The organism is Yersinia proxima (assembly GCF_902170785.1).
GTDB lineage: Bacteria > Pseudomonadota > Gammaproteobacteria > Enterobacterales > Enterobacteriaceae > Yersinia > Yersinia proxima.
Genome location: NZ_CABHYG010000011.1, coordinates 281,477 through 301,279, shown reverse-complemented (window position 1 = coordinate 301,279; position 19,803 = coordinate 281,477). Strand labels below are relative to the sequence as shown.

Below are 19,803 nucleotides of genomic sequence, written 5' to 3'. Positions count from 1 at the left end.
AGCACTTTAGATAAAATAGGGTTATTATTATGAATCGCAAGTTCCTCTTATCATTTTCCATTCTTATTATTGCGATAGGTCTCACTGGCATACTGATGGGATCCGAAGATGACAAAGAAATAATGAATAATCTCATTACAACAAGCAACGAGAAAGAGGTCGTAGTTATATTAGCACAAGCTACCAAAGATTTACTTCCAGGTACTCTCTTGAGCCAAACAGATTACGCTGTAAAAAAAATAACAGTCCCAGAATCAAGTGAGCTAATAAAAAATGACATCTCTGAAAATGTTAATATTAATAGTTATCTATTAAAAGTTAACATTCTGGCTGGCTCCTATATCACAAGAGATATGCTAGTCTCACCAGGAAGTGATGAGTTTAATTATCTAAACTTACAGAAAGGCCAGGTTATTTATAAATTTCAAATAAAACAACAGGATGATTATTTACTGGATGCATTGAGCATTGGAAATATGCTTACTCTTCAGTTGATCACTCTTGAAACGGATAAAAACAAAGGGATGGAACACGGCACATTTATTAATACAAAAACAATAAACGACAGAAAAAAACAGAGTTATTCATTGAATAAAATAATCCCTAACATGAAAATAGTAAGAATAAAAAAGTATTCCACTAGTGAATTACCAGAAAAAAATAGCAAGAATCAAAAGACTGAAGACACATTAGTAGGTTATATTGCTGTCATAATAAAGACAAAAGAAATTGAACTTATACATATTGCTGAAAAATCAGGTGATATACTACTAACACCCCAAAATAAGAATGATGCTAACAATAGCATATCAACAAATTTATATGACATTATCCCTAAATTACGGACAACAAGAGAACTAAGAGGATGAAAATGTTTAGGCCAGGTTATATAAGTCATAGAATATTATTTTTTATTTTTGTTATTATTTCCTGGAAAATATCAGTAAATAAAGCACATGCAAAACCAGTTTATCTATCCACTGGTGAGTCATATATTATTAATACAAATAATGAAATAGATACTGTATTTGTTTCTTCGGCAGCGACAGCTGACTATGAAGTTATTGGTAAAAACAGTGTGATTGTTTACGCAAAAAAAGAAGGGATAGCAGAGTTCATCTTGTTCGATCAGAATAATAAACCACTTATGAAGTCAAAAGTCTTTGTTAATAATATCATTTCCGTTGCACATAAGCGAATACAGATCGAATACCCAGAAAGCAACATAGAGATAAATAAAATAGGTGACAGTTATGTTCTTACAGGTACAGTAGAATCAGAGGAAGCTAAAGACACTATTGCTACCATTATTGGTGAGTCGGTTGGCAGTAAAAAATCAGGGAACAACGATAGCCAAGCACTTAATATCTCTAATTATTCAGGTGTCATCAATAAAATAAAATTACCGCAATCCAACCAGGTAAATGTAAAGCTCACCATTGCCGAGGTCACGAAAGATTTTACTGAGAATATCGGAATAAACTGGAGCACCATAGGTGATTCAGTTGGCACTTTTCAATTTTTTAAATTCAATGCTAAAGGGATCAGTACATTAGTTCATGCAATTAACGACAACGCAATTGCTCGTGTTTTAGCTGAGCCAAACCTCTCAGTATTATCTGGTGAAAGCGCATCATTTTTAGTCGGTGGCGAAATACCTATTGTAAACACTACACAAAATAGCAGAGAAGTAAGCTATAAAGAATTTGGCATAAAACTAAATATTGGTGCCAAAGTTAATGATAAAAAGCGTATTCGCATTATCTTAAGCGAAGAAGTCAGTAGTATAGGAAAATCATTTAATATTCAAGGAGGGGATTCCTACCCTTCATTAAGAACACGCAAGGCGGCCACAACATTAGAACTGGGAGATGGGGAAAGTTTCATTTTAGGCGGGCTTATCAGTAATACAGAAAGGGAATCACTGAAAAAAATACCATTAATCGGAGATATTCCTATATTAGGTGCATTCTTCCGTAATGCACAAACAGAACAAAGCCAAACAGAACTAGTAGTGATCGCAACCGTGAACCTGGTGAATCCAGTCTCAGAAAAAGAAGTTGAATTACCCGATTTTATGCACACTTCAACACTTGAACGATTCTTTAATTTCACTCCTATTATGGAAGAAAGAAGAAAAAAGATTGCCAGAGAATTTCTGCGTAAAGGTGGATTTATTAAATGAGATTATTAATAGTATGGATATTAATATTATTTACTCACATAACTCAGGCGGCGCTTACCATCAAACCTATTGATAATGACCATTCATTCTTTCTAATAAGATGCAATCAAGAAAAAATAATAACTAATCATGGTTCAAAAAAAGACAGTATTGGCATTAAAAATAAAACTTGCAATTATAACATTAATTATTTTTGTTACATCCCAAATCGTGAAACTGACTGTGCTGTAAATACTAACATAAAAAAGTCCACTAAAAATGGGGATATATGCAATTAATACGAAATAAGGACTTAATAAACAGACAAGAACGTAAGGTTAAAAACACCATAACCATTATCTCAACAAGAAAATGGCTTATAGATAAAGTATCAGAAAAAATACGTTTAGCTGATATAAGCAACATTAATGAAATCAATAAAAATGTATTTTCAATACCATTGACTCAATTATCAGAACAAACAATTGGTATCATTGTCGATGTGGAAAACAATAAAGATATAGAAAAAATAACAGACATAATGAAAAGTCATACCCCACGAGATTGCTGGTGTATATTAGTTGGTGACATAGACTCAATAAGTATTGCACAGCAATTTACTGAACGAGGAGTATTATATTTAAACATACACTCACAATCAGACGAGCTAACCCAATTATTACTTAAGGGTATTCAGATAGAATTAGAAAGGAAAGCATTTTTCATTAGCATACTTGGTTGTAAAGGGGGAATAGGAGCTACGTTACTTAGTTATCATTTAGCGCATGAGATCTCTAGAATAAAAAAAACTCCTACCTTATTATTGCAAGGTAATCAGGGTTCTCAAGATCTTGACCTTGTTGCAGAGAAAAAAATGAGTGCTGAAATCACTGAATGTCATAAAAACCTGGATATTATGTTATGTAGAGAAAATAAATTAAGCGATATTGATAACTTAACAAATAGGAAACACAATTTTATTGTTTTAGATCAGCCTATCAATAATGTTTCAAAAGAAAACACAACTGATTATATTGTACAATCTAACTGTATTATTATATTACTCGATAGCAGTATGATGTCAGTTCGCGTGGCTAAGGAGTTTATTTCCACCTATGACAGATTCAAAAGAGATAACAGACAAACTACTCGATTAATCATTTGTTTAAACGAAAGCAGGCCTGTAACCAAAGATATGTTAGACAGTACGGACATACAATCATTGTTAGAACGAGCTATAGACGTGCATATACCTTATATAAATAGTACTAAATCATCATTAAGCGATCCTAACTACTTTGGTAGAAAAAAATCTAAAATAAATACTCTGGCAAAAAATACATTGGGTATGAAGAAAAACACTCCGATTAATAAATTTATATGGATAAACAAAATAATAACGATATTTCAAGGTAGGAAATAATAATGGAGATATCATTAACCATTCAAGAATTAATTCGTGAAAAGATGCTGAGCAATATCGATATTGACAAAGTTGAATATCTTGTTGACAACTACAGCAAACTTAGCGAGTTATTATCTCAAACATTTGATGAATTATTTAATGATAACGAATATCAACTTACCACTCAGGATCAAAAACAAATAATTTCAATGATTGCAGATGAAATCACGGGATTTGGGCCATTAAGAGAACTCATGGAAGATGACTCCATTAGCGATATTATGGTCAATGGCCCTAATAAAATATTTGTTGAGCGGTATGGTCTGATAACCTTAACGGATCGTCATTTTATTAATAATACTCAACTAACAGATATCGCCAAACGTTTGATGCAAAGGGTAAATCGCCGTATTGATGAAGGTCGCCCCTTAGCTGATGCTCGATTAATTGATGGTAGCCGTATTAATGTTGCAATGAGCCCGATAGCCCTTGATGGAACGGCGCTTTCCATCCGAAAATTTAGTAAAAATAAACGAAAATTAGAAGACTTAGTTGATATGGGCGCAATGAGCAGTGATATGGCTAATTTTCTGATTATTGCGGCTAGTTGTAGAGTCAATATCATTATTTCTGGTGGCACCGGCTCAGGAAAAACAACTCTGCTCAATGCGCTATCAAAGTATATTTCCCAAAATGAGAGAGTTATTACTTTAGAAGATGCAGCAGAGTTAAATCTTGAACAGCCTCATGTTGTAAGAATGGAAACGCGACTCGCTGGTCTGGAAAATACCGGGCAGATAACTATGCGGGACTTGGTGATTAACTCACTGCGGATGCGCCCAGATAGAATTATTATCGGTGAATGCCGAGGCGAAGAAACTTTTGAAATGCTGCAGGCAATGAATAGCGGGCATAATGGCTCGATGTCAACATTACATGCTAATACCCCTCGTGATGCTATTGCCCGTTTGGAAAGTATGATCATGATGGGGCCAGTTAACATGCCGCTCTTCACTATCAGGCGAAATATAGCATCTGCAATCAATCTGATTATCCAGGTTTCGCGGATGAATGATGGTACAAGAAAAGTTCGCTATATCAGTGAAATTATGGGGATGGAAGGTGAAAATATTGTATTACAGAATATATTTTCATTTAAACCAGCAAAAACGCGTAATGATCAAGGTAGAATTCAGGGTGAGTTTATTAATCATGGGTTATTCAATCGCTCTTCCGTTAGAGTAAATGCTGATATATATAATTTATCTAACGAGTTAGAGAGTGTTTTTTCTGCGGTGGTAAAATGATTTATTACGTAATATTATCATCTGGCTTATTATTGCTATTATTAAATAATCTTAAATGGATAAAAATAAAAAAATCTGTCAATAATACAACAAAGAAAAAAAACAAGCATAATTACTCTATAACTTCATTGTTTACAAAATTATTTTTAGAATGGTTACAGTATATTCGTGGCATAATTAAAAATAACAATAAGTTGCATATAACCATTCCTATAATTTATTCAATGGGCATCTATACTGCTAATTCATTCTGGTTCCATTTAAATGAATTTATTATTTTACCCTTAATACTACTAAGCATTATTTATTTTCAATTAAAACTATCCAGAAAGATACACCATGCACTTTTTAAACAAAATTTTCCAGAAGTTCTTCTGATGATAAATATGGCAACCAGTAGTGGTGCGAGTATAAATCAAGTACTAGAGCGATGCGGACAAGAAATCAGTGGGCCGCTAGGGCACGAAATGGGCCTTATTTGCCGTCGTCTCAACCTAGGTGAATCACCTGAAACCATTTTTTATGATGCTTATAAACGATTTAATTACCCTGAATTTTATTTTCTTATGACAATTATTTTACTCAATTTACAACAAGGTGGGCAATTAAAAGAACTGACTAGCAGATTATCACAAGTGATAACCAAAAATAAAACAGCCGAGCAGAAGAAGGATGTAATGACAGCTCAAACACGAATGTCAGTCAACATTATATCTATTATGCCTGTTGCCTTTTCCCTTTTACTTTATTTTATTGACCCTAGCAACATAGAATCCATGTGGAACCATCATATTGGTAAAAATATCTTTTACTATATTCTTGTTAGTGAAGTAATTGGCATTTATTTAATTAGAAAAATGCTCAGGAAAACACTATGAAGATATTATTCATTCTGCTTTCATTACTGGGTTTAATACTTTTATTTAGAACAAAATCAAGAGATGATAAGATTTCAACCTATAATAAAATAAATAAAAATGACAAATTTAAAGATGACAAAGAAAATAAAAAATATATCAATGAACAAGGTAAAAACATTTCTGATTTTATCATTACTTCTACACTGATTGATAAAGTAATATACTTTAAATTATTTACTGTTATTACAAGTTTAATAACAATCACTATATTGATGATAAATAACATTGTCGAACATAATTTTGTTAATTTCTCCGTCTTCGGATTAATAACCTTGACCATAACTTTATATATCCCCAAAATAGTCTTGAAGAATATAGTGCTCAGAAGAACTGAGATTATGCTAAAGTCACTCCCATTTTTCATAGATATCACCGCTGCCTGTGTTCAATCTGGAATGACAATAGACAACTCACTTGTTTATACTGCAAAAAAATTCAAATTAATTAATTCTGACTTGAGCTTGATTATTCTAAAAATGACTAAACGAGCAGAACTGCATGGATTAGAATCAGCAATTAAAGAATTTCATCAGTATTCTTCAGCTACAGAAATAAGAATGTTTTGTAGTGCACTACAATATAGTATTAGTTTTGGTTCAAGTGTATATGAGCAACTTATTAAATTATCTCAAGATATGAGAGAAATGCATTTATTAATAACAGAAGAAAGAATCAGTAAGTTATCAGCAAAACTAACATTCCCATTATTTATATTTATTCTTATTCCATTCATCGTACTAGTTATATCACCCAGTATATTAGAGATACTTACCTATGTACAAAAAAGCTAACAATGTTATTATGCTTGCGATTTTTATTTTACTACTAAATGGTTGTTCTTGGAACAATGGTATGAATCAAAAGGAATTTGCTTACCGGGAAAACATTTTAACTAAAGCAAATAATTACGGTGGGTTAATAACTTTATATAGGAATAAATTAAAAATTAAAGAAGATGATATTGTCAGACTAAAACTTGCTAATGCATATTATCTTGCAGGAGATACTCACTCATCATTATATTACTTGGCCCCTATAGCCTATAAAAGAGATGAATCTATTTATTTATTACTCGCAAAAAACCTCATTAATAACAATGATAACTTAGGAGCAAAAATTGTCATTGAAAAATTATTAGCTATGTCGCCAAATAATGCTGAAGGTCATAACATTAATGGTATTATTTTAGCAAATGACGGTGAAATTAACAAAGCAGAAAAAGCCATTGAAAAATCTAGAAATTTATTTATATCTGATGAAACAGCGATGAATAATCTTGCAGTAATAGCGATCCTCGATGAACGCTACAAGGATGCGGTCAGAATATTGCTTCCTGACTATCTGGCTGGAAAAAGAGGAAGTTTAATGTTGCATAACTTAGTTTTTTCGTTAATAAAACTCGATGATAAACAATATGCCAAAAGGATAATAATAGCAGAGAAAATGGCTAAAGATCCTAATGAATTAATACTTGCTCTCAGTCAAGTAAGTGTCCCATATCAAGATAAATTCTCTAGCGAGATCCAAAAATGAATGTAATTACTCACCGTTTTTTACACTCAATTAGAGGCTCAGTTACTATAGAGTTTTCATTCATCCTTATTTTATTGTTATTTATTTTACTATCGAGTGCTGAAATTTCTCGTTTATTTTATATCTCTTCCAGTCTGGATCTAGCCGTATCCGAAGCAGCAAAGTCGGCTAAGAATAAAGATTCGAATAATAATGTCAGATATAAGTCAGTGTTACAGCAAAAGTTAACTACCCACCATGGCGTGTTAGGATCCTTTATCGCTAAAAATAATGAGGTAAAGGCCGATGTTGTTTTTAGTGAAAATATTTCAGATATGATTAACGATAAAATTTCGACTGACCATAATCTCCCTCTGGCCAAATATAGTGTCAGTTATCTATATCGTCCAGTATTTTTCCCCCTTTCCCCCTTATGGGTAAACACATTACTATTACGAGAGGTTATTTTTGTACAAGAAAATTAATCGCCAGAATGTAATTTCAAACACTCATGGTGCAGTCATTATTGAATTTATTTATATTACTTTCATTATAATCATTTTAATTAAGATACTAATATTCACTTCAGAACATTATTCCACTGTTGGAAAGTTAGATCGTATTTCATATTCATTATCTGGGATGATACGTGAAAGAACTCGACTATATGGCGGCGATAATAAGCTAACAGAAGAGCAAGTGAGTCAACTAAGAGTATTGGCTAATAAAATGCTATCGAACTCAGGATTGTCTGAGTCTAACGTTGCAATAACTGTTGAAACGATACATTTCAATCCAACGCAATCATCAGAGGTTGAACATAAAGTTATCAATGATACGAAAAGTTTATCCTTCAGCATTGGATCTTGTGAACCGGATAAGCCACTTAAAGCATTAACTCAATTATCACCATTCAGTAATGCTGGAAGGTGGATACCGCTATATCAAGTGACATTATGTTTACCTGCCAGCACTTGGTATAACGCATTGTTTAACCAGGGAGGGAGTACTAATTATATTAAGTCATCATCAATGACAATAGAACGTTAATTCATTAATAACATTGATGCAACCATTACATAATATAGGCGATATATGTTTAAGAAATACATTAGTTTTATGAGTAATGAAAGTGGTGCTATATTGTTGCCATTTATTATTCTCTTACCTTTTATTATTGGTCTGCTTTTTTTGTCTTTTGAAATATCTCGTTTTATACAAAAAAAAGCCAAACTTTCGGATGCTATTGAACAAGCCACATTAGCGCTGACTGTGGAGAATGGTAGCCATAATCCCAATGAAGCCCAAAAATCAAGAAACGCGGCATTGGTGACCTCTTATGCTAATGCCTACCTACCATCAGAAACATTTTCCACACCAGAAATCAAAATTATCTCTCATCTCACTCATCTTGAATACCGGACAACAACGACACTGAGTTACGCCCCTCAATTCTTGACCAAAAGTCCTATCACAAATACAGATAAGAATATCCAGATGACCGATAATGCCATAGCAAAAAAAAGCATATTTATAGGCCCTACAGAAAAAACAGATGTGGTTTTTGTTGCAGATTATTCCAGTTCTATGGAAGACGGCTTTGTCGGTGACTCAAATAATAAAAGTAAGATTAACTATTTAAGAGAGGTATTTGATAAATTAAACGACACTATATTAAAAAATAATGATATTAATATCATTGGATTTATACCATTCTCATGGGGAACTAAAAAAATTACTGGTAATAAAAATCAGTCTAATAGTTTTTGTCATTTCCCTTTCGTATCGAGAATAAATAGCTCTATAAATAAAGATATTAAATCGCATAATAAAACAAGAAAATCTACAGATATTAGTCATAGCCCAATACAGCAAATAATTGAAAATAACATTGATTTGGACGCAACTATTAAGTCAATAAGATATGATAATAAAATGATTGATATTAATATGGATGACATTTTTTATGATAGTATTTGTTTAAAAGGTTCCGATGCGTATTCATTAAAGTCAGATCATAATAATAAAGAACTGATTGAGGACATCATTGTTATGAAACCCCATGGGGCAACATTGGTTAGTGCAGGAATATTAGCAGGAAATAATATTCTTAAAGAATCAAATAGTCAGAAATTAATGATAATTCTGTCGGATGGCGAAGATACTTATCTTAGTAAAAACATTAGTAAGGAACTTATCAATAAAGGAATGTGTGAGAAAATCAAAGATAATGGTACTAGAATGGTGTTTATTAAAATTGGGTATAAATCTAGTAATATTAATTGGAAGAAATGTGTCGGAAGTGGAAATTACTATGAAGCTCATAATGTCTATCAACTCGAAGCTGATCTGATGCAGGCATTAGGCGCAACAGAAATACGTGAAGTCGGCCGTAATACGCCAAAAGATTAATATCAGACGCGGCGACATTCACCGCGCCTGTTTTGATTATTTCGCGCCGCCTGCTTCCATACCGACTAACCCAACCTTGAGATAACCCGATTTACGCAGTGCATCCATCACGCTCATCAGAGTTTCATAATCCACCACTTTATCCGCCTGGAAGAAAATGGTGGTTTCTTTGTTTGATTGGGTCACTTTATCCAGCGCAACCGCCAGTGTGTCGCGGTCTACCTGTTGATCGCCGACATAAAGCTGATTATCGGCTTTCACTGTCAGAAATACCGGTTTCTCTGGCCGTGGCTGTGGCACTGCAGAAGATGCCGGTAAGTCCACTTTGATATCAACCGTTGCCAATGGCGCTGCCACCATAAAGATAATCAGCAATACCAACATGACATCAATAAACGGTGTCACGTTAATTTCGTGCAGTTCACCGCTTTCATCAAGGTTATCGTTCATCCGCATGGCCATAAATCACCCCGCACGCAATTGATGAGGTTGCTTAGGAGACTTTGCTTCAGCGCTGCTGCTCAAATCAAGATCACGGCTCAGTAGTAATAATACCTGTGCGGCGACATCCCCTACCTGAGCACGATAAGATCCAATCAAGCGCGCGAAAATATTATAGATAACCACCGCTGGAATTGCGGCAACCAGGCCAAGAGCTGTCGCCAACAATGCTTCTGCAATACCTGGAGCAACAACTGCCAGATTGGTCGTTTGTGAGTGGGCAATACCGATAAAGCTGTTCATGATGCCCCAAACCGTACCAAACAAGCCGACAAACGGAGAAATAGCACCGATGGTTGCCAGGAAACCGTTGCCTTTACCCATTTGACGGCTGATTGCAGCCACACGACGTTCTAAACGGAAAGCGGTACGTTCTTTAATGCCGTTGTTATCATTTGATTCTGCCGATAACAGACGCTCATTTTGCGCCTCACGCAGTAACAGGCCGCTGATACTCTCTGGAGAAAAAGCCGCTGCTCGCTCTGACGCAGTATCAAGATCAGTGACTGCGCCGATAACCTCATGCTCTTGCTGCAACCGGCGACGTGCACGGAATAGTTCAGTACCTTTCGAGAACAAAATGGTCCAGGTCACGATAGATGCCAATACCAGGCCGATCATTACACCTTTAACCACCACGTCGGCATGTTGATACATACCCCAAACCGAGAGATCCATTGCCAGCCCTTGTGGTGCCGGAGCCGTTAGTGGCTGAACCATTGGCGCGGATGTGGCTGGGGCAACAGCGTCTGCATTAGCAGGAGTTGCCGCGACTGGGGTGATTTCCGGCGCAGGTAGTGGCGTTGATGTTGCCGTTGTTGGTGTTGTAACAGATGCAGCAACTGCACTACTGTTGCCTGGCGCGGCGAATGCATGACCGGTTAAACCTGCCACCAGCAATAATGCCATCGCGCCTTTCATCATTCGGCCTTGCACGAATGATTTATCTTTAATCTTTTTGCCAGCTGTTTTCACGCTGTGCCTCCACCCAATATACAGATCAATTTAAGGACGAAATCAGCTGTTGATCATATCAAACAAATGAGGGATTGATAGTAATTATCATTAGTATTTACGCCTATTTTTTGAGAAAAAATAAGAATTGCCCTGATATCAGGGACTACGCAGTATGATAAACAGATAGGCGTTCCTGGCTGTAAAGACTGAATGACATGCTATGTAAAGATGAAAGAGGATTAACTGCATAAGGCATGCTCACATAACTACAAGCATCACCTAACGACGACGCCTTAATAAATTCCCTATTTCGCTACTTACACAACATTTTTCCATCGCAAACCACCAGAAAACAGCGAGTCGCCCTATTGAGTTTTTTTCATGCTAAAAGCTGCTCTCACACCACAATCATCATGCTAACGTAAGGAATAAATACATCCCTATAATGAATGCTGACCATAGAATAATGGGCACGCTGATAAGAAGGTGGCAACGCAACATGTCTGCAAATAAACCTACAACAGAAAAACTGGAAACAACCTTAGTTAGCGCGGGCAGAAGTAAGAAATTCACCCAAGGCTCGGTCAATACCGTAATTCAGCGGGCATCTTCTCTGGTTTTCGACTCGGTGAAAGCGAAAAAGCATGCCACGATTAATCGCGGCAATGGTGAATTATTCTATGGCCGCAGAGGCACGCTTACCCACTTCTCCTTGCAAGAAGCGATGACCGAACTCGAAGGCGGCGCGGGTTGTGTGCTTTATCCTTGCGGTGCCGCTGCCATCAGCAATGCCATCTTGTCATTTGTTTCCACAGGCGATCACGTGTTGATGACCGGCTCAGCCTATGAACCGGCGCAAAGTTTTTGCGATAAAATCTTATCGCGCATGAATATCGCCACTACTTATTTCGACCCCATGATAGGCGCGGAAATAGCTTCGCTAATCACACCGGAAACCAAAGTAGTTTTCCTTGAATCACCGGGTTCCATCACCATGGAAGTGCAAGATATCCCCGCCATAGTGAAAGCCATCCGCGCGGTTGCTCCTGAAATGATTATCATGATGGACAACACATGGGCGGCTGGGGTGCTGTTTAAAGCATTGGATTTTGATATTGATATCTCCATCCAATCAGGTACTAAATACATTATTGGTCATTCCGATGCCATGCTGGGAATTGCTGTTGCCAATGCACGTTGTTGGGAGCAACTGCGGGAAGACTCATACCTAATGGGGCAAATGGTAGATGCCGATACTGCTTATCTTGCCAGCCGAGGCCTACGTACTCTGGGTGTACGCTTAAAACAGCACGAAAAAAACAGTATTGAAATCGCCAACTGGCTGGCACAGCGTCCGGAAGTTGCTGCGGTTTATCACCCCGCACTGCCTGGCTGTAAAGGGCATGAATTCTACAAACGAGATTTTACCGGCTGCAATGGCCTGTTTTCTTTTGAATTAAAAGAAGAGCTCACTCAGCAACAGCTAGAGGCCTATCTCGACCACTTTACCCATTTCAGTATGGCTTTCTCATGGGGTGGATTTGAGTCCTTGATTCTGGGTTATCAACCCAAGGATATCCGGGCAATCCGCAGATACGAATGTGAGGGAATCAAAGGTACATTGTTCCGTCTACATATTGGGCTGGAAAATGTGCAAGATTTGCAGGACGATTTAACCGCTGGGTTTGAGCGCATCAAAGCTACGCAGTAAAATTTCTGAGTGATAGGGTTTGTTAATGCGCGGTGAGAATACCTGCGCATTAATCCTCTCTTACACAAATAGTATCAACAGCACGTATATATACCCTCAAAAATTTGGTTATTGAGGATAAGATCAATGTGGATCAGCGCCATTACGGATACACTAGGTAAAACCTCACAACAATATCCTCACACGATAGGCAAACAGGAACAGAAATGGATGTATTACGCGAAATCCTTCATGCCTTATGGCAGCAGGATTTTAGTAAACTTGCCGACCCGAATGTGATTTGGGTTATTTACGGCATACTCTTTACCACCCTCTTTTTAGAAAATGGTTTGCTACCGGCTTCTTTCCTCCCCGGTGATAGCTTGTTGCTATTGGCGGGTGCATTAATTGCCAAAGGTGTCATGGGGTTCTTACCCACCATGATAATTCTGACCGCCGCGGCCAGCTTGGGTTGTTGGCTGAGTTACCTGCAAGGGTTGTGGTTGGGAGATACCAAAGTAGTAAAAAGGTGGCTGTTACAGCTGCCGGTTCATTATCGTCAACGCGCCCATAACCTGTTTGTGCGCCACGGTTTGGCGGCACTGATTATTGGCCGATTCCTGGCTTTTGTGCGGACTTTATTGCCGACTCTGGCAGGTATTTCCGGCTTAAACAGCACACGTTTTCAGTTCTTTAACTGGCTCAGTGGGCTGCTATGGGTGGGGAGTGTCGTGGGGCTAGGTTTTGCACTTAGCCATATTCCACTGGTTAAGCACTATGAAAATCAAGTCATGACAGCATTGATGATTTTGCCGATTGTCTTGTTACTGGTGGGGTTGGTTGGCACGCTGGTATTGGTCTGGTGTAAACGTAAAAGTGTGACTGAGTAATCTTTTCCGCTCGAACAGTTAAACGGCGCTCAGTGCGCCGTTTTGTGTAGATATCACCTCAGTTAGTACGTAGTTTGGCAACTTCCTCACTCGGCGTGAGGCCAAAATAGCGTTTAAACTCGCGGCTAAATTGCGAAGCACTCTCGTATCCCACCTTATTTGCAGCGGTGCTGGCCTTTAACCCATCGTGCAATATCATCATGCGCGCACGGTGCAAGCGGTAAGATTTCAAGTACTGCAACGGAGAGGTATTCGTCACTGCTTTGAAATTGTGATGAAACGCCGAGATGCTCATATTCACATCTGCGGCTAATTGTTCGACATTCAAGTTATCTGCAAACTGATTTTCGATCCGCCGCAATGTCTTGGTAATTTGATTGAAATGACCGTGGCGATTAACTAATGCCTGCAGTGCCCCACCACACTGACCACATAACACGTAGTAGATAATTTCTCGCACGATTTGTGGGCCAAGCACTCTGGCATCACGGGGATTAGACATTACATCCAGTAGCCGCTCGGTGGCGCATAGCATCTCTTCAGTCAGTGCCGATGAATTCACGCCAGAGGTATTGCCGAAAGGCTTGTCTAGCTCGTCATCACCGATATCTATAATCAAGTCTTGTAACATCTGGCTGTCTATATGAATGGAAATACCGGCCAACGGCACTTCCGGGCTGGCGAAGGTTTCACATTCAAACGGCAACGGTACTGTCAGAATCAGGTAGTTCTTCGGATCGTACTGAAACACCTTGCTACCCAGATAGCCTACTTTATGGCCCTGAAAAATAATAACCACACTCGGGGTATACATCACTGGCGTGCGCGGTTGATGCACGGTGGAGTACAGAATTTTTACTTTTGGCACCGCACTGGGGGTTAAACCATTGCCTTGAGCCAAACTTGCAATCATCCCGGCCATCTGTGCCTGGATATCAGTAACCTCAACCATTGCGCCCTCGCCTGCTTCTGCTATCTGAAACGATCTGACATAAATTGTGCAGTATTTTGCGTGTTTTCTACAGTCTTTTGTAGAAATAGGCAAGAGCAAGGCAGAAATGTGCATTGAGGTATGGCATCAAGTTACCGACAATGGCTATCACTGATACGGCGGCAAATAACGCTTGCGCCATAAGCTAATCTTTTAGTTCTTATTGTTCATTACCCAACGCTGGAAAAAAATCATGCAAAATTTTACCCTTCATACCCCAACTAAAGTGCTGTTCGGAACTGGTCAAATCGCGCAACTGAATAAAGAAATTCCTGCTAATGCACGTATTTTGATTACCTATGGCGGCGGCAGCATTAAGCAAAATGGTGTGCTCGACCAGGTTCACCAGGCACTGAAAGGTTTTGATTTCCTCGAGTTTGGTGGCATTGAGCCGAATCCTACCTATGAAACTCTGATGAAAGCGGTTGAGGTTTGCCGGAAAGAGAAAATTACTTTCCTGCTGGCCGTTGGTGGTGGCTCTGTATTGGATGGCACCAAATTCATCGCTGCAGCCGTCAATTATCCACAAGACCCATGGCATATTCTGGAAACTACTGGCAGCGATATCAAAGAAGCTCTGCCGATGGGTTCAGTATTGACCTTACCTGCTACCGGCTCTGAAGCTAACAACGGCGCGGTTATTAGTCGTCGTAGCACAGGTGATAAACAGCATTTCTTCTCCGCTCATGTACAACCGCTATTTGCCGTGCTGGACCCAGAGGTGACGTATACCTTGCCACCGCGTCAGGTCGCCAATGGCGTAGTCGATGCTTTTGTTCACACTATCGAGCAATATTTGACTTACCCAGTCGATGCCAAAGTGCAAGATCGCTTTGCTGAGGGCTTGCTGCTAACACTGATTGAAGACGGCCCAAAAGCCTTAAGCGACCCTAAAAATTACAATGTGCGTGCCAACATCATGTGGAGCGCAACCATGGCATTAAACGGTCTGATTGGTGCAGGCGTCCCACAGGACTGGGCGACACATATGCTGGGCCACGAACTGACCGCTCGTCACGGGCTGGATCATGCACAAACATTAGCGGTGGTATTACCGGCTTTGTTGGTGGCGAAGAAACAGCAAAAACGCGCCAAATTACTGCAATACGCAGAACGTGTTTGGGGGCTGCAGGGCGGTAGCGAAGAACAACGTATTAATGCTGCCATTGAAGCGACCCGTGATTTCTTTGAAAGCATGGGTGTGGCAACTCGTTTGTCTGCTTACAAACTGGATGGCAGCACCATTCCTGATCTCATTAAAAAACTAGAAGAGCACGGTATGACTGCGCTTGGTGAGCACGGTGATATCACCTTAGCCGATAGCAAACGTATCTACGAAGCTGCGGTCTAAAAGATAGCCCGGTGAAATGTCACGAGGCTAAGAATATTGTTCTTTACAGTTTGGCTTTGAGCGATTTCTGCTGAAACTAATAAGCAAAGCAATCACGACTAAACTTACATCATCGGCTTCAGGCTGATACAGCCCAATCACTACCCTAAGACATCACAGTTGCAGACCTCCCTGCAACTGTGAATGCGAAGGGTATGCATGCTAAGGAGATAAATATGGCGACGCAACCCATTATCAAATTGCACGATGGAAATCTGATGCCACAACTCGGCCTTGGCGTTTGGCAAGCAAGTATTGAAGAAACACAACTTGCTGTCAGCAAGGCGCTGGAAGTCGGCTATCGATCAATCGATACTGCGGCTATTTATAAAAATGAAGAGGGTGTTGGTGAGGCACTGAAATCAGCACATGTCGCCCGTGATAAACTATTTATTACCACCAAGCTGTGGAATAGCGATCAAGATAATCCGCAGCAAGCACTGGAAGAGAGTCTGAAAAAACTTCAGCTCGATTATGTGGATCTCTATCTGATCCACTGGCCTGATCCAACACAAGATCGCTATGTCAGTGCCTGGCGCGAGCTGATCGCATTGAAAGAGCAAGGGTTGATCCGCAGTATTGGCGTTTGTAACTTTAATATCCCCCACCTACAGCGGCTAATTGATGAAACTGGCGTTGCGCCTGCCGTCAATCAGATTGAGCTACACCCCTTACTACAGCAACGGCAAATCCATGCATGGAATGCCACGCATCATATTGCGACAGAATCCTGGAGCCCGCTGGCCCAAGGTGGCGATGGTGTTTTTGATCAGGCAGTTATCCGTCAATTAGCGCAGAAATACAGCAAAACACCAGCACAGATAGTGATCCGTTGGCATCTGGACAGCGGGTTGATTGTGATTCCAAAATCGGTGACACCTGCGCGTATCAGAGAGAACTTTGAAGTATTTGATTTTAAATTGCACAAAGATGAACTGACGGCAATTTCGAAATTGGATAGCGGCAAACGGCTAGGGCCAGACCCGGATGTCTTCGGATCTGACCGCTAGTTTACATGCTTAGTGATGCCTGGCTTTCCCTCTGCCTGCACCAACGGAGGGTTTATTCACCGGCGCTCTGTTTGCGCCGGTTTTGTTGCCTGTCGTCTTCGGCGCTGAACTGCCCGTCGTTGTCTGTGCAGTTTTGCCCGAAGGTGCTTTACTCGCAGGAGCCTTACCTGCTGGAGCACCATTTGTTCGGTTACCCGGCTGTCGCTGACGCGTGATCGAGGTGTGCTTGGTCAGCGCTGGCGTATGCTGACGATACGCCCGACGTGCTTCACGCTGCTCTTCCAGTGTAGGTGCAGGAACCAAACATTCACGGCGGCTACCAATCAAATGCTGTAACCCCATCTCTTCTAAAGCCGTGCGGATCATCGTCCAATTGGCAGGATCATGATAACGCAGCAATGCCTTATGCAACCGACGCTGACGATCGCCTTTCGGCACCACCACATCCTCACTCTTGTAGTCCACTTTACTCAGCGGATTCTTGCCGGTGTAATACATGGTGGTGGAGTTAGCCAACGGTGATGGATAGAAGTTCTGCACTTGATCCAAACGGAAGCGGTTTTTCTTCAACCAAAGCGCCAAATTGACCATATCTTTATCTTCGGTTCCCGGATGAGCCGAGATGAAATACGGAATCAAATATTGCTCTTTACCCGCCTGCCTGGAATAGGTATCAAACAGCTCTTTAAAGCGCTGATAGCTGCCCATCCCCGGTTTCATCATTTTTGAAAGTGGCCCTTCTTCAGTGTGCTCCGGGGCTATTTTCAGGTAACCGCCCACATGGTGGCTGGCTAATTCTTTGATATAACGAGGGTCTTCCACTGCCAAATCATAGCGGACGCCGGAGGCAATCAGGATTTTTTTAATCCCTTTCAAATCACGCGCTCGCCGATACAGAGAAATGGTCGGCTCATGGTTAGTGTCCATGTGCTGGCAGATTTCAGGATAAACGCAGGATGCGCGGCGGCATGTTTGCTCGGCTCGCGGCGACTGGCAACGCAGCATATACATGTTGGCTGTCGGGCCACCCAGATCAGAGATAATGCCGGTAAAACCAGGAACTTTATCGCGAATTTCTTCTATTTCACGAATGATGGAATCTTCAGAGCGGCTCTGGATAATGCGCCCTTCATGTTCGGTAATTGAACAGAACGAGCAACCACCATAGCAGCCACGCATGATATTAATCGAGAAACGAATCATATCGTAAGCCGGGATCGGCGATTTCCCATAAGAGGGATGCGGCACACGTTGGTAAGGCAGGGCAAAAACGCTGTCCATTTCTTCGGTACTGAGCGGGATTGCCGGCGGATTAATCCAGATATAGCGGTCGCCATGTTTTTGCATCAAAGCCCGGGCACAACCGGGGTTGGTTTCATGATGTAAAATCCGCGAGGTATGGGCATACAGCACTTTGTCTGCTTTCACTTTTTCATAAGAGGGCAGCAAGACATAGGTCTTTTCCCAGGGCTTAGGTTTGGCAGCCCGCACAGTAATAGGTTTGGCTTCCGGCTCGGGTACGCTGTCTGTTGCACAGGGTAAATCATCGCCATAAGGGTTAGGAATCGCTTCGATACGGCCCGGTTTATCCAGCCGGGTAGAATCCACACCACTCCAGCCCGGCAATGCCGTTTTGCGCATCACAACGGTGTTACGGACATCCTGAATATCCGCAATCTTCTCACCCGCCGCCAAGCGATGTGCGACTTCAACCAGAGGCCGTTCACCATTGCCGTACACCAGCATATCGGCTTTGGCATCGACAATAACCGAGCGGCGCACAGTATCCGACCAATAATCATAATGGGCAATACGACGCAAGCTGGCTTCGATCCCGCCAAGCAAAACCGGCACATGGCTATAGGCCTCTTTACAGCGCTGGCTATACACTAATGTGGCGCGGTCTGGCCGCTTACCACTTTGATTATCTGGCGTATAAGCATCGTCATGGCGTAACTTGCGATCAGCGGTATAGCGGTTGATCATCGAATCCATATTACCCGCCGTGACCCCGAAGAATAGATTCGGCTCCCCCAATCGCATGAAATCGTTTTTATTGGTCCAATCAGGCTGAGCAATGATTCCCACACGGAAGCCCTGAGCCTCCAACATGCGGCCAATGATAGCCATGCCAAAACTGGGGTGGTCAACATAAGCATCGCCGGTGATAACAATAATGTCGCAGCTATCCCAGCCTAATATGTCCATTTCTGCGCGAGACATCGGTAAAAATGGCGCAGTGCCATAGCATTCAGCCCAATATGGCTGATAAGAAAACAGGTCACGCTCTGGCTGGATCAGGCTGGTACTCATGGCAATACTCTTTGAATTGGGGAAAGTTGAGGTGGTTCGGGTTAAGAAATCATCACCGGGCGGCGATTATACGCATTTATCCACGGAAAGAGGAAGGATATAGACAGCTTTTAGTTTTTTACTGCATGAGAAAAACAATTTTTTGATGCGTCAATCAGTAACTGCGTTCGCCGCTGTCCCAAAAGGTGCACCATTTATGTGAGGTTAATGACAAAGCGATTGATAATTCAGTGAGTGAAGGGTTTACCGCACCTCGGGGCACTCCGACGGCTTACACCGTTACGGCCCCAACGGCGCGATTCCCCTTCATTTGACTTTGTCAGCAGTCTGAATTTATATGG

General features: G+C 40.5%; 18 protein-coding genes. 14 read left to right on the top strand and 4 right to left on the bottom strand.

Features of this window, described 5'->3' with window-relative positions; all coding sequences use genetic code 11:
• Nucleotides 1–29: 29 nt before the first annotated feature.
• The 10 genes from FTB31_RS10290 to FTB31_RS10245 all read left to right on the top strand — a co-directional run bounded on the left by FTB31_RS10290 (nt 30) and on the right by FTB31_RS10245 (nt 9,720).
• Nucleotides 30–869 (top strand): CpaB family protein, encoded by an 840-nt coding sequence (locus FTB31_RS10290; RefSeq protein ID WP_227731348.1) that lies wholly within the window; start codon nt 30–32, stop codon nt 867–869.
• Nucleotides 866–2,185, top strand: a complete 1,320-nt coding sequence (locus FTB31_RS10285; RefSeq protein WP_227731347.1) for a type II and III secretion system protein family protein — start codon at nt 866–868, stop codon at nt 2,183–2,185. The genes FTB31_RS10290 and FTB31_RS10285 overlap by 4 nt, the downstream gene beginning before the upstream one ends.
• A 268-nt stretch (nt 2,186–2,453) precedes the next feature.
• A complete protein-coding gene (locus FTB31_RS10280) occupies nt 2,454–3,587 on the top strand; it encodes a pilus assembly protein CpaE (RefSeq protein ID WP_050077122.1) in 1,134 nt (377 codons plus the stop codon).
• A 2-nt stretch (nt 3,588–3,589) separates the two neighbouring features.
• The gene (locus tag FTB31_RS10275) at nt 3,590–4,876 is read left to right on the top strand and encodes a CpaF family protein (protein ID WP_227731346.1); all 1,287 of its coding nucleotides are present in this window, start codon (nt 3,590–3,592) and stop codon (nt 4,874–4,876) included.
• Nucleotides 4,873–5,754 (top strand): type II secretion system F family protein, encoded by an 882-nt coding sequence (locus FTB31_RS10270; protein ID WP_227731345.1) that lies wholly within the window; start codon nt 4,873–4,875, stop codon nt 5,752–5,754. The genes FTB31_RS10275 and FTB31_RS10270 overlap by 4 nt, the downstream gene beginning before the upstream one ends.
• Nucleotides 5,751–6,587 carry a type II secretion system F family protein gene (locus tag FTB31_RS10265; protein ID WP_077175183.1) on the top strand — a complete coding sequence of 279 codons (837 nt, stop codon included), beginning with the start codon at nt 5,751–5,753 and terminating at the stop codon, nt 6,585–6,587. Before FTB31_RS10270 ends, FTB31_RS10265 begins: the two co-directional genes overlap by 4 nt.
• The gene (locus tag FTB31_RS10260; protein WP_227731344.1) at nt 6,571–7,329 is read left to right on the top strand and encodes a tetratricopeptide repeat protein; all 759 of its coding nucleotides are present in this window, start codon (nt 6,571–6,573) and stop codon (nt 7,327–7,329) included. Before FTB31_RS10265 ends, FTB31_RS10260 begins: the two co-directional genes overlap by 17 nt.
• Complete coding sequence (locus tag FTB31_RS10255; protein ID WP_227731343.1) at nt 7,326–7,793, top strand: TadE/TadG family type IV pilus assembly protein; 468 nt, start codon at nt 7,326–7,328, stop codon at nt 7,791–7,793. Before FTB31_RS10260 ends, FTB31_RS10255 begins: the two co-directional genes overlap by 4 nt.
• Nucleotides 7,777–8,358, top strand: coding sequence for a tight adherence pilus pseudopilin TadF (gene tadF, locus FTB31_RS10250; RefSeq protein ID WP_227731342.1), 582 nt, complete (start codon nt 7,777–7,779; stop codon nt 8,356–8,358). The genes FTB31_RS10255 and tadF overlap by 17 nt, the downstream gene beginning before the upstream one ends.
• 45 nt (nt 8,359–8,403) lie before the next feature.
• Nucleotides 8,404–9,720 carry a TadE/TadG family type IV pilus assembly protein gene (locus FTB31_RS10245; protein ID WP_227731341.1) on the top strand — a complete coding sequence of 439 codons (1,317 nt, stop codon included), beginning with the start codon at nt 8,404–8,406 and terminating at the stop codon, nt 9,718–9,720.
• A gap of 36 nt (nt 9,721–9,756) precedes the next feature.
• Here the strand turns inward: FTB31_RS10245 and exbD are convergent, their stop codons facing one another.
• Nucleotides 9,757–10,182: a TonB system transport protein ExbD gene (gene exbD, locus FTB31_RS10240; protein WP_050077112.1), complete on the bottom strand. Its 426-nt coding sequence runs from the start codon at nt 10,180–10,182 to the stop codon at nt 9,757–9,759.
• A gap of 3 nt (nt 10,183–10,185) precedes the next feature.
• Nucleotides 10,186–11,196, bottom strand: coding sequence for a tol-pal system-associated acyl-CoA thioesterase (gene exbB / locus FTB31_RS10235; RefSeq protein WP_072081806.1), 1,011 nt, complete (start codon nt 11,194–11,196; stop codon nt 10,186–10,188).
• A 481-nt stretch (nt 11,197–11,677) separates the two neighbouring features.
• On the opposite strand from exbB, the gene metC reads away from it, so the two are divergent.
• Together metC and FTB31_RS10225 are read left to right on the top strand one after the other, a co-directional pair.
• A complete protein-coding gene (gene metC / locus FTB31_RS10230; RefSeq protein WP_050077110.1) occupies nt 11,678–12,889 on the top strand; it encodes a cystathionine beta-lyase in 1,212 nt (403 codons plus the stop codon).
• A gap of 206 nt (nt 12,890–13,095) precedes the next feature.
• A complete protein-coding gene (locus FTB31_RS10225) occupies nt 13,096–13,758 on the top strand; it encodes a DedA family protein (RefSeq protein ID WP_005160739.1) in 663 nt (220 codons plus the stop codon).
• A 58-nt stretch (nt 13,759–13,816) separates the two neighbouring features.
• Here the strand turns inward: FTB31_RS10225 and FTB31_RS10220 are convergent, their stop codons facing one another.
• A complete protein-coding gene (locus tag FTB31_RS10220) occupies nt 13,817–14,710 on the bottom strand; it encodes an AraC family transcriptional regulator (RefSeq protein WP_227731340.1) in 894 nt (297 codons plus the stop codon).
• A gap of 232 nt (nt 14,711–14,942) precedes the next feature.
• Between FTB31_RS10220 and yqhD the strand changes: the two genes are divergently transcribed.
• Both yqhD and dkgA read left to right on the top strand, forming a co-directional pair.
• Nucleotides 14,943–16,100 (top strand): alcohol dehydrogenase, encoded by a 1,158-nt coding sequence (gene yqhD / locus FTB31_RS10215; protein WP_050077107.1) that lies wholly within the window; start codon nt 14,943–14,945, stop codon nt 16,098–16,100.
• A gap of 215 nt (nt 16,101–16,315) precedes the next feature.
• On the top strand, nt 16,316–17,149 hold the full coding sequence (gene dkgA / locus FTB31_RS10210) for a 2,5-didehydrogluconate reductase DkgA (RefSeq protein WP_050077105.1): 834 nt from the start codon (nt 16,316–16,318) through the stop codon (nt 17,147–17,149).
• A 9-nt stretch (nt 17,150–17,158) separates the two neighbouring features.
• Here the strand turns inward: dkgA and FTB31_RS10205 are convergent, their stop codons facing one another.
• Entirely contained in the window at nt 17,159–19,462 is a 2,304-nt protein-coding gene (locus tag FTB31_RS10205) for a YgiQ family radical SAM protein (RefSeq protein WP_227722096.1), read from the bottom strand.
• Nucleotides 19,463–19,803: the final 341 nt, after the last annotated feature.

Coding starts and splice junctions, on each gene's coding strand:
- FTB31_RS10290 (WP_227731348.1), top strand. CDS start 30: ATGAATCGCAAGTTCCTCTTATCATTTTCCATTCTTATTATTGCGATA.
- FTB31_RS10285 (WP_227731347.1), top strand. CDS start 866: ATGAAAATGTTTAGGCCAGGTTATATAAGTCATAGAATATTATTTTTT.
- FTB31_RS10280 (WP_050077122.1), top strand. CDS start 2,454: ATGCAATTAATACGAAATAAGGACTTAATAAACAGACAAGAACGTAAG.
- FTB31_RS10275 (WP_227731346.1), top strand. CDS start 3,590: ATGGAGATATCATTAACCATTCAAGAATTAATTCGTGAAAAGATGCTG.
- FTB31_RS10270 (WP_227731345.1), top strand. CDS start 4,873: ATGATTTATTACGTAATATTATCATCTGGCTTATTATTGCTATTATTA.
- FTB31_RS10265 (WP_077175183.1), top strand. CDS start 5,751: ATGAAGATATTATTCATTCTGCTTTCATTACTGGGTTTAATACTTTTA.
- FTB31_RS10260 (WP_227731344.1), top strand. CDS start 6,571: ATGTACAAAAAAGCTAACAATGTTATTATGCTTGCGATTTTTATTTTA.
- FTB31_RS10255 (WP_227731343.1), top strand. CDS start 7,326: ATGAATGTAATTACTCACCGTTTTTTACACTCAATTAGAGGCTCAGTT.
- FTB31_RS10245 (WP_227731341.1), top strand. CDS start 8,404: ATGTTTAAGAAATACATTAGTTTTATGAGTAATGAAAGTGGTGCTATA.
- exbD (WP_050077112.1), bottom strand. CDS start 10,182: ATGGCCATGCGGATGAACGATAACCTTGATGAAAGCGGTGAACTGCAC.
- metC (WP_050077110.1), top strand. CDS start 11,678: ATGTCTGCAAATAAACCTACAACAGAAAAACTGGAAACAACCTTAGTT.
- FTB31_RS10225 (WP_005160739.1), top strand. CDS start 13,096: ATGGATGTATTACGCGAAATCCTTCATGCCTTATGGCAGCAGGATTTT.
- FTB31_RS10220 (WP_227731340.1), bottom strand. CDS start 14,710: ATGGTTGAGGTTACTGATATCCAGGCACAGATGGCCGGGATGATTGCA.
- yqhD (WP_050077107.1), top strand. CDS start 14,943: ATGCAAAATTTTACCCTTCATACCCCAACTAAAGTGCTGTTCGGAACT.
- dkgA (WP_050077105.1), top strand. CDS start 16,316: ATGGCGACGCAACCCATTATCAAATTGCACGATGGAAATCTGATGCCA.
- FTB31_RS10205 (WP_227722096.1), bottom strand. CDS start 19,462: ATGAGTACCAGCCTGATCCAGCCAGAGCGTGACCTGTTTTCTTATCAG.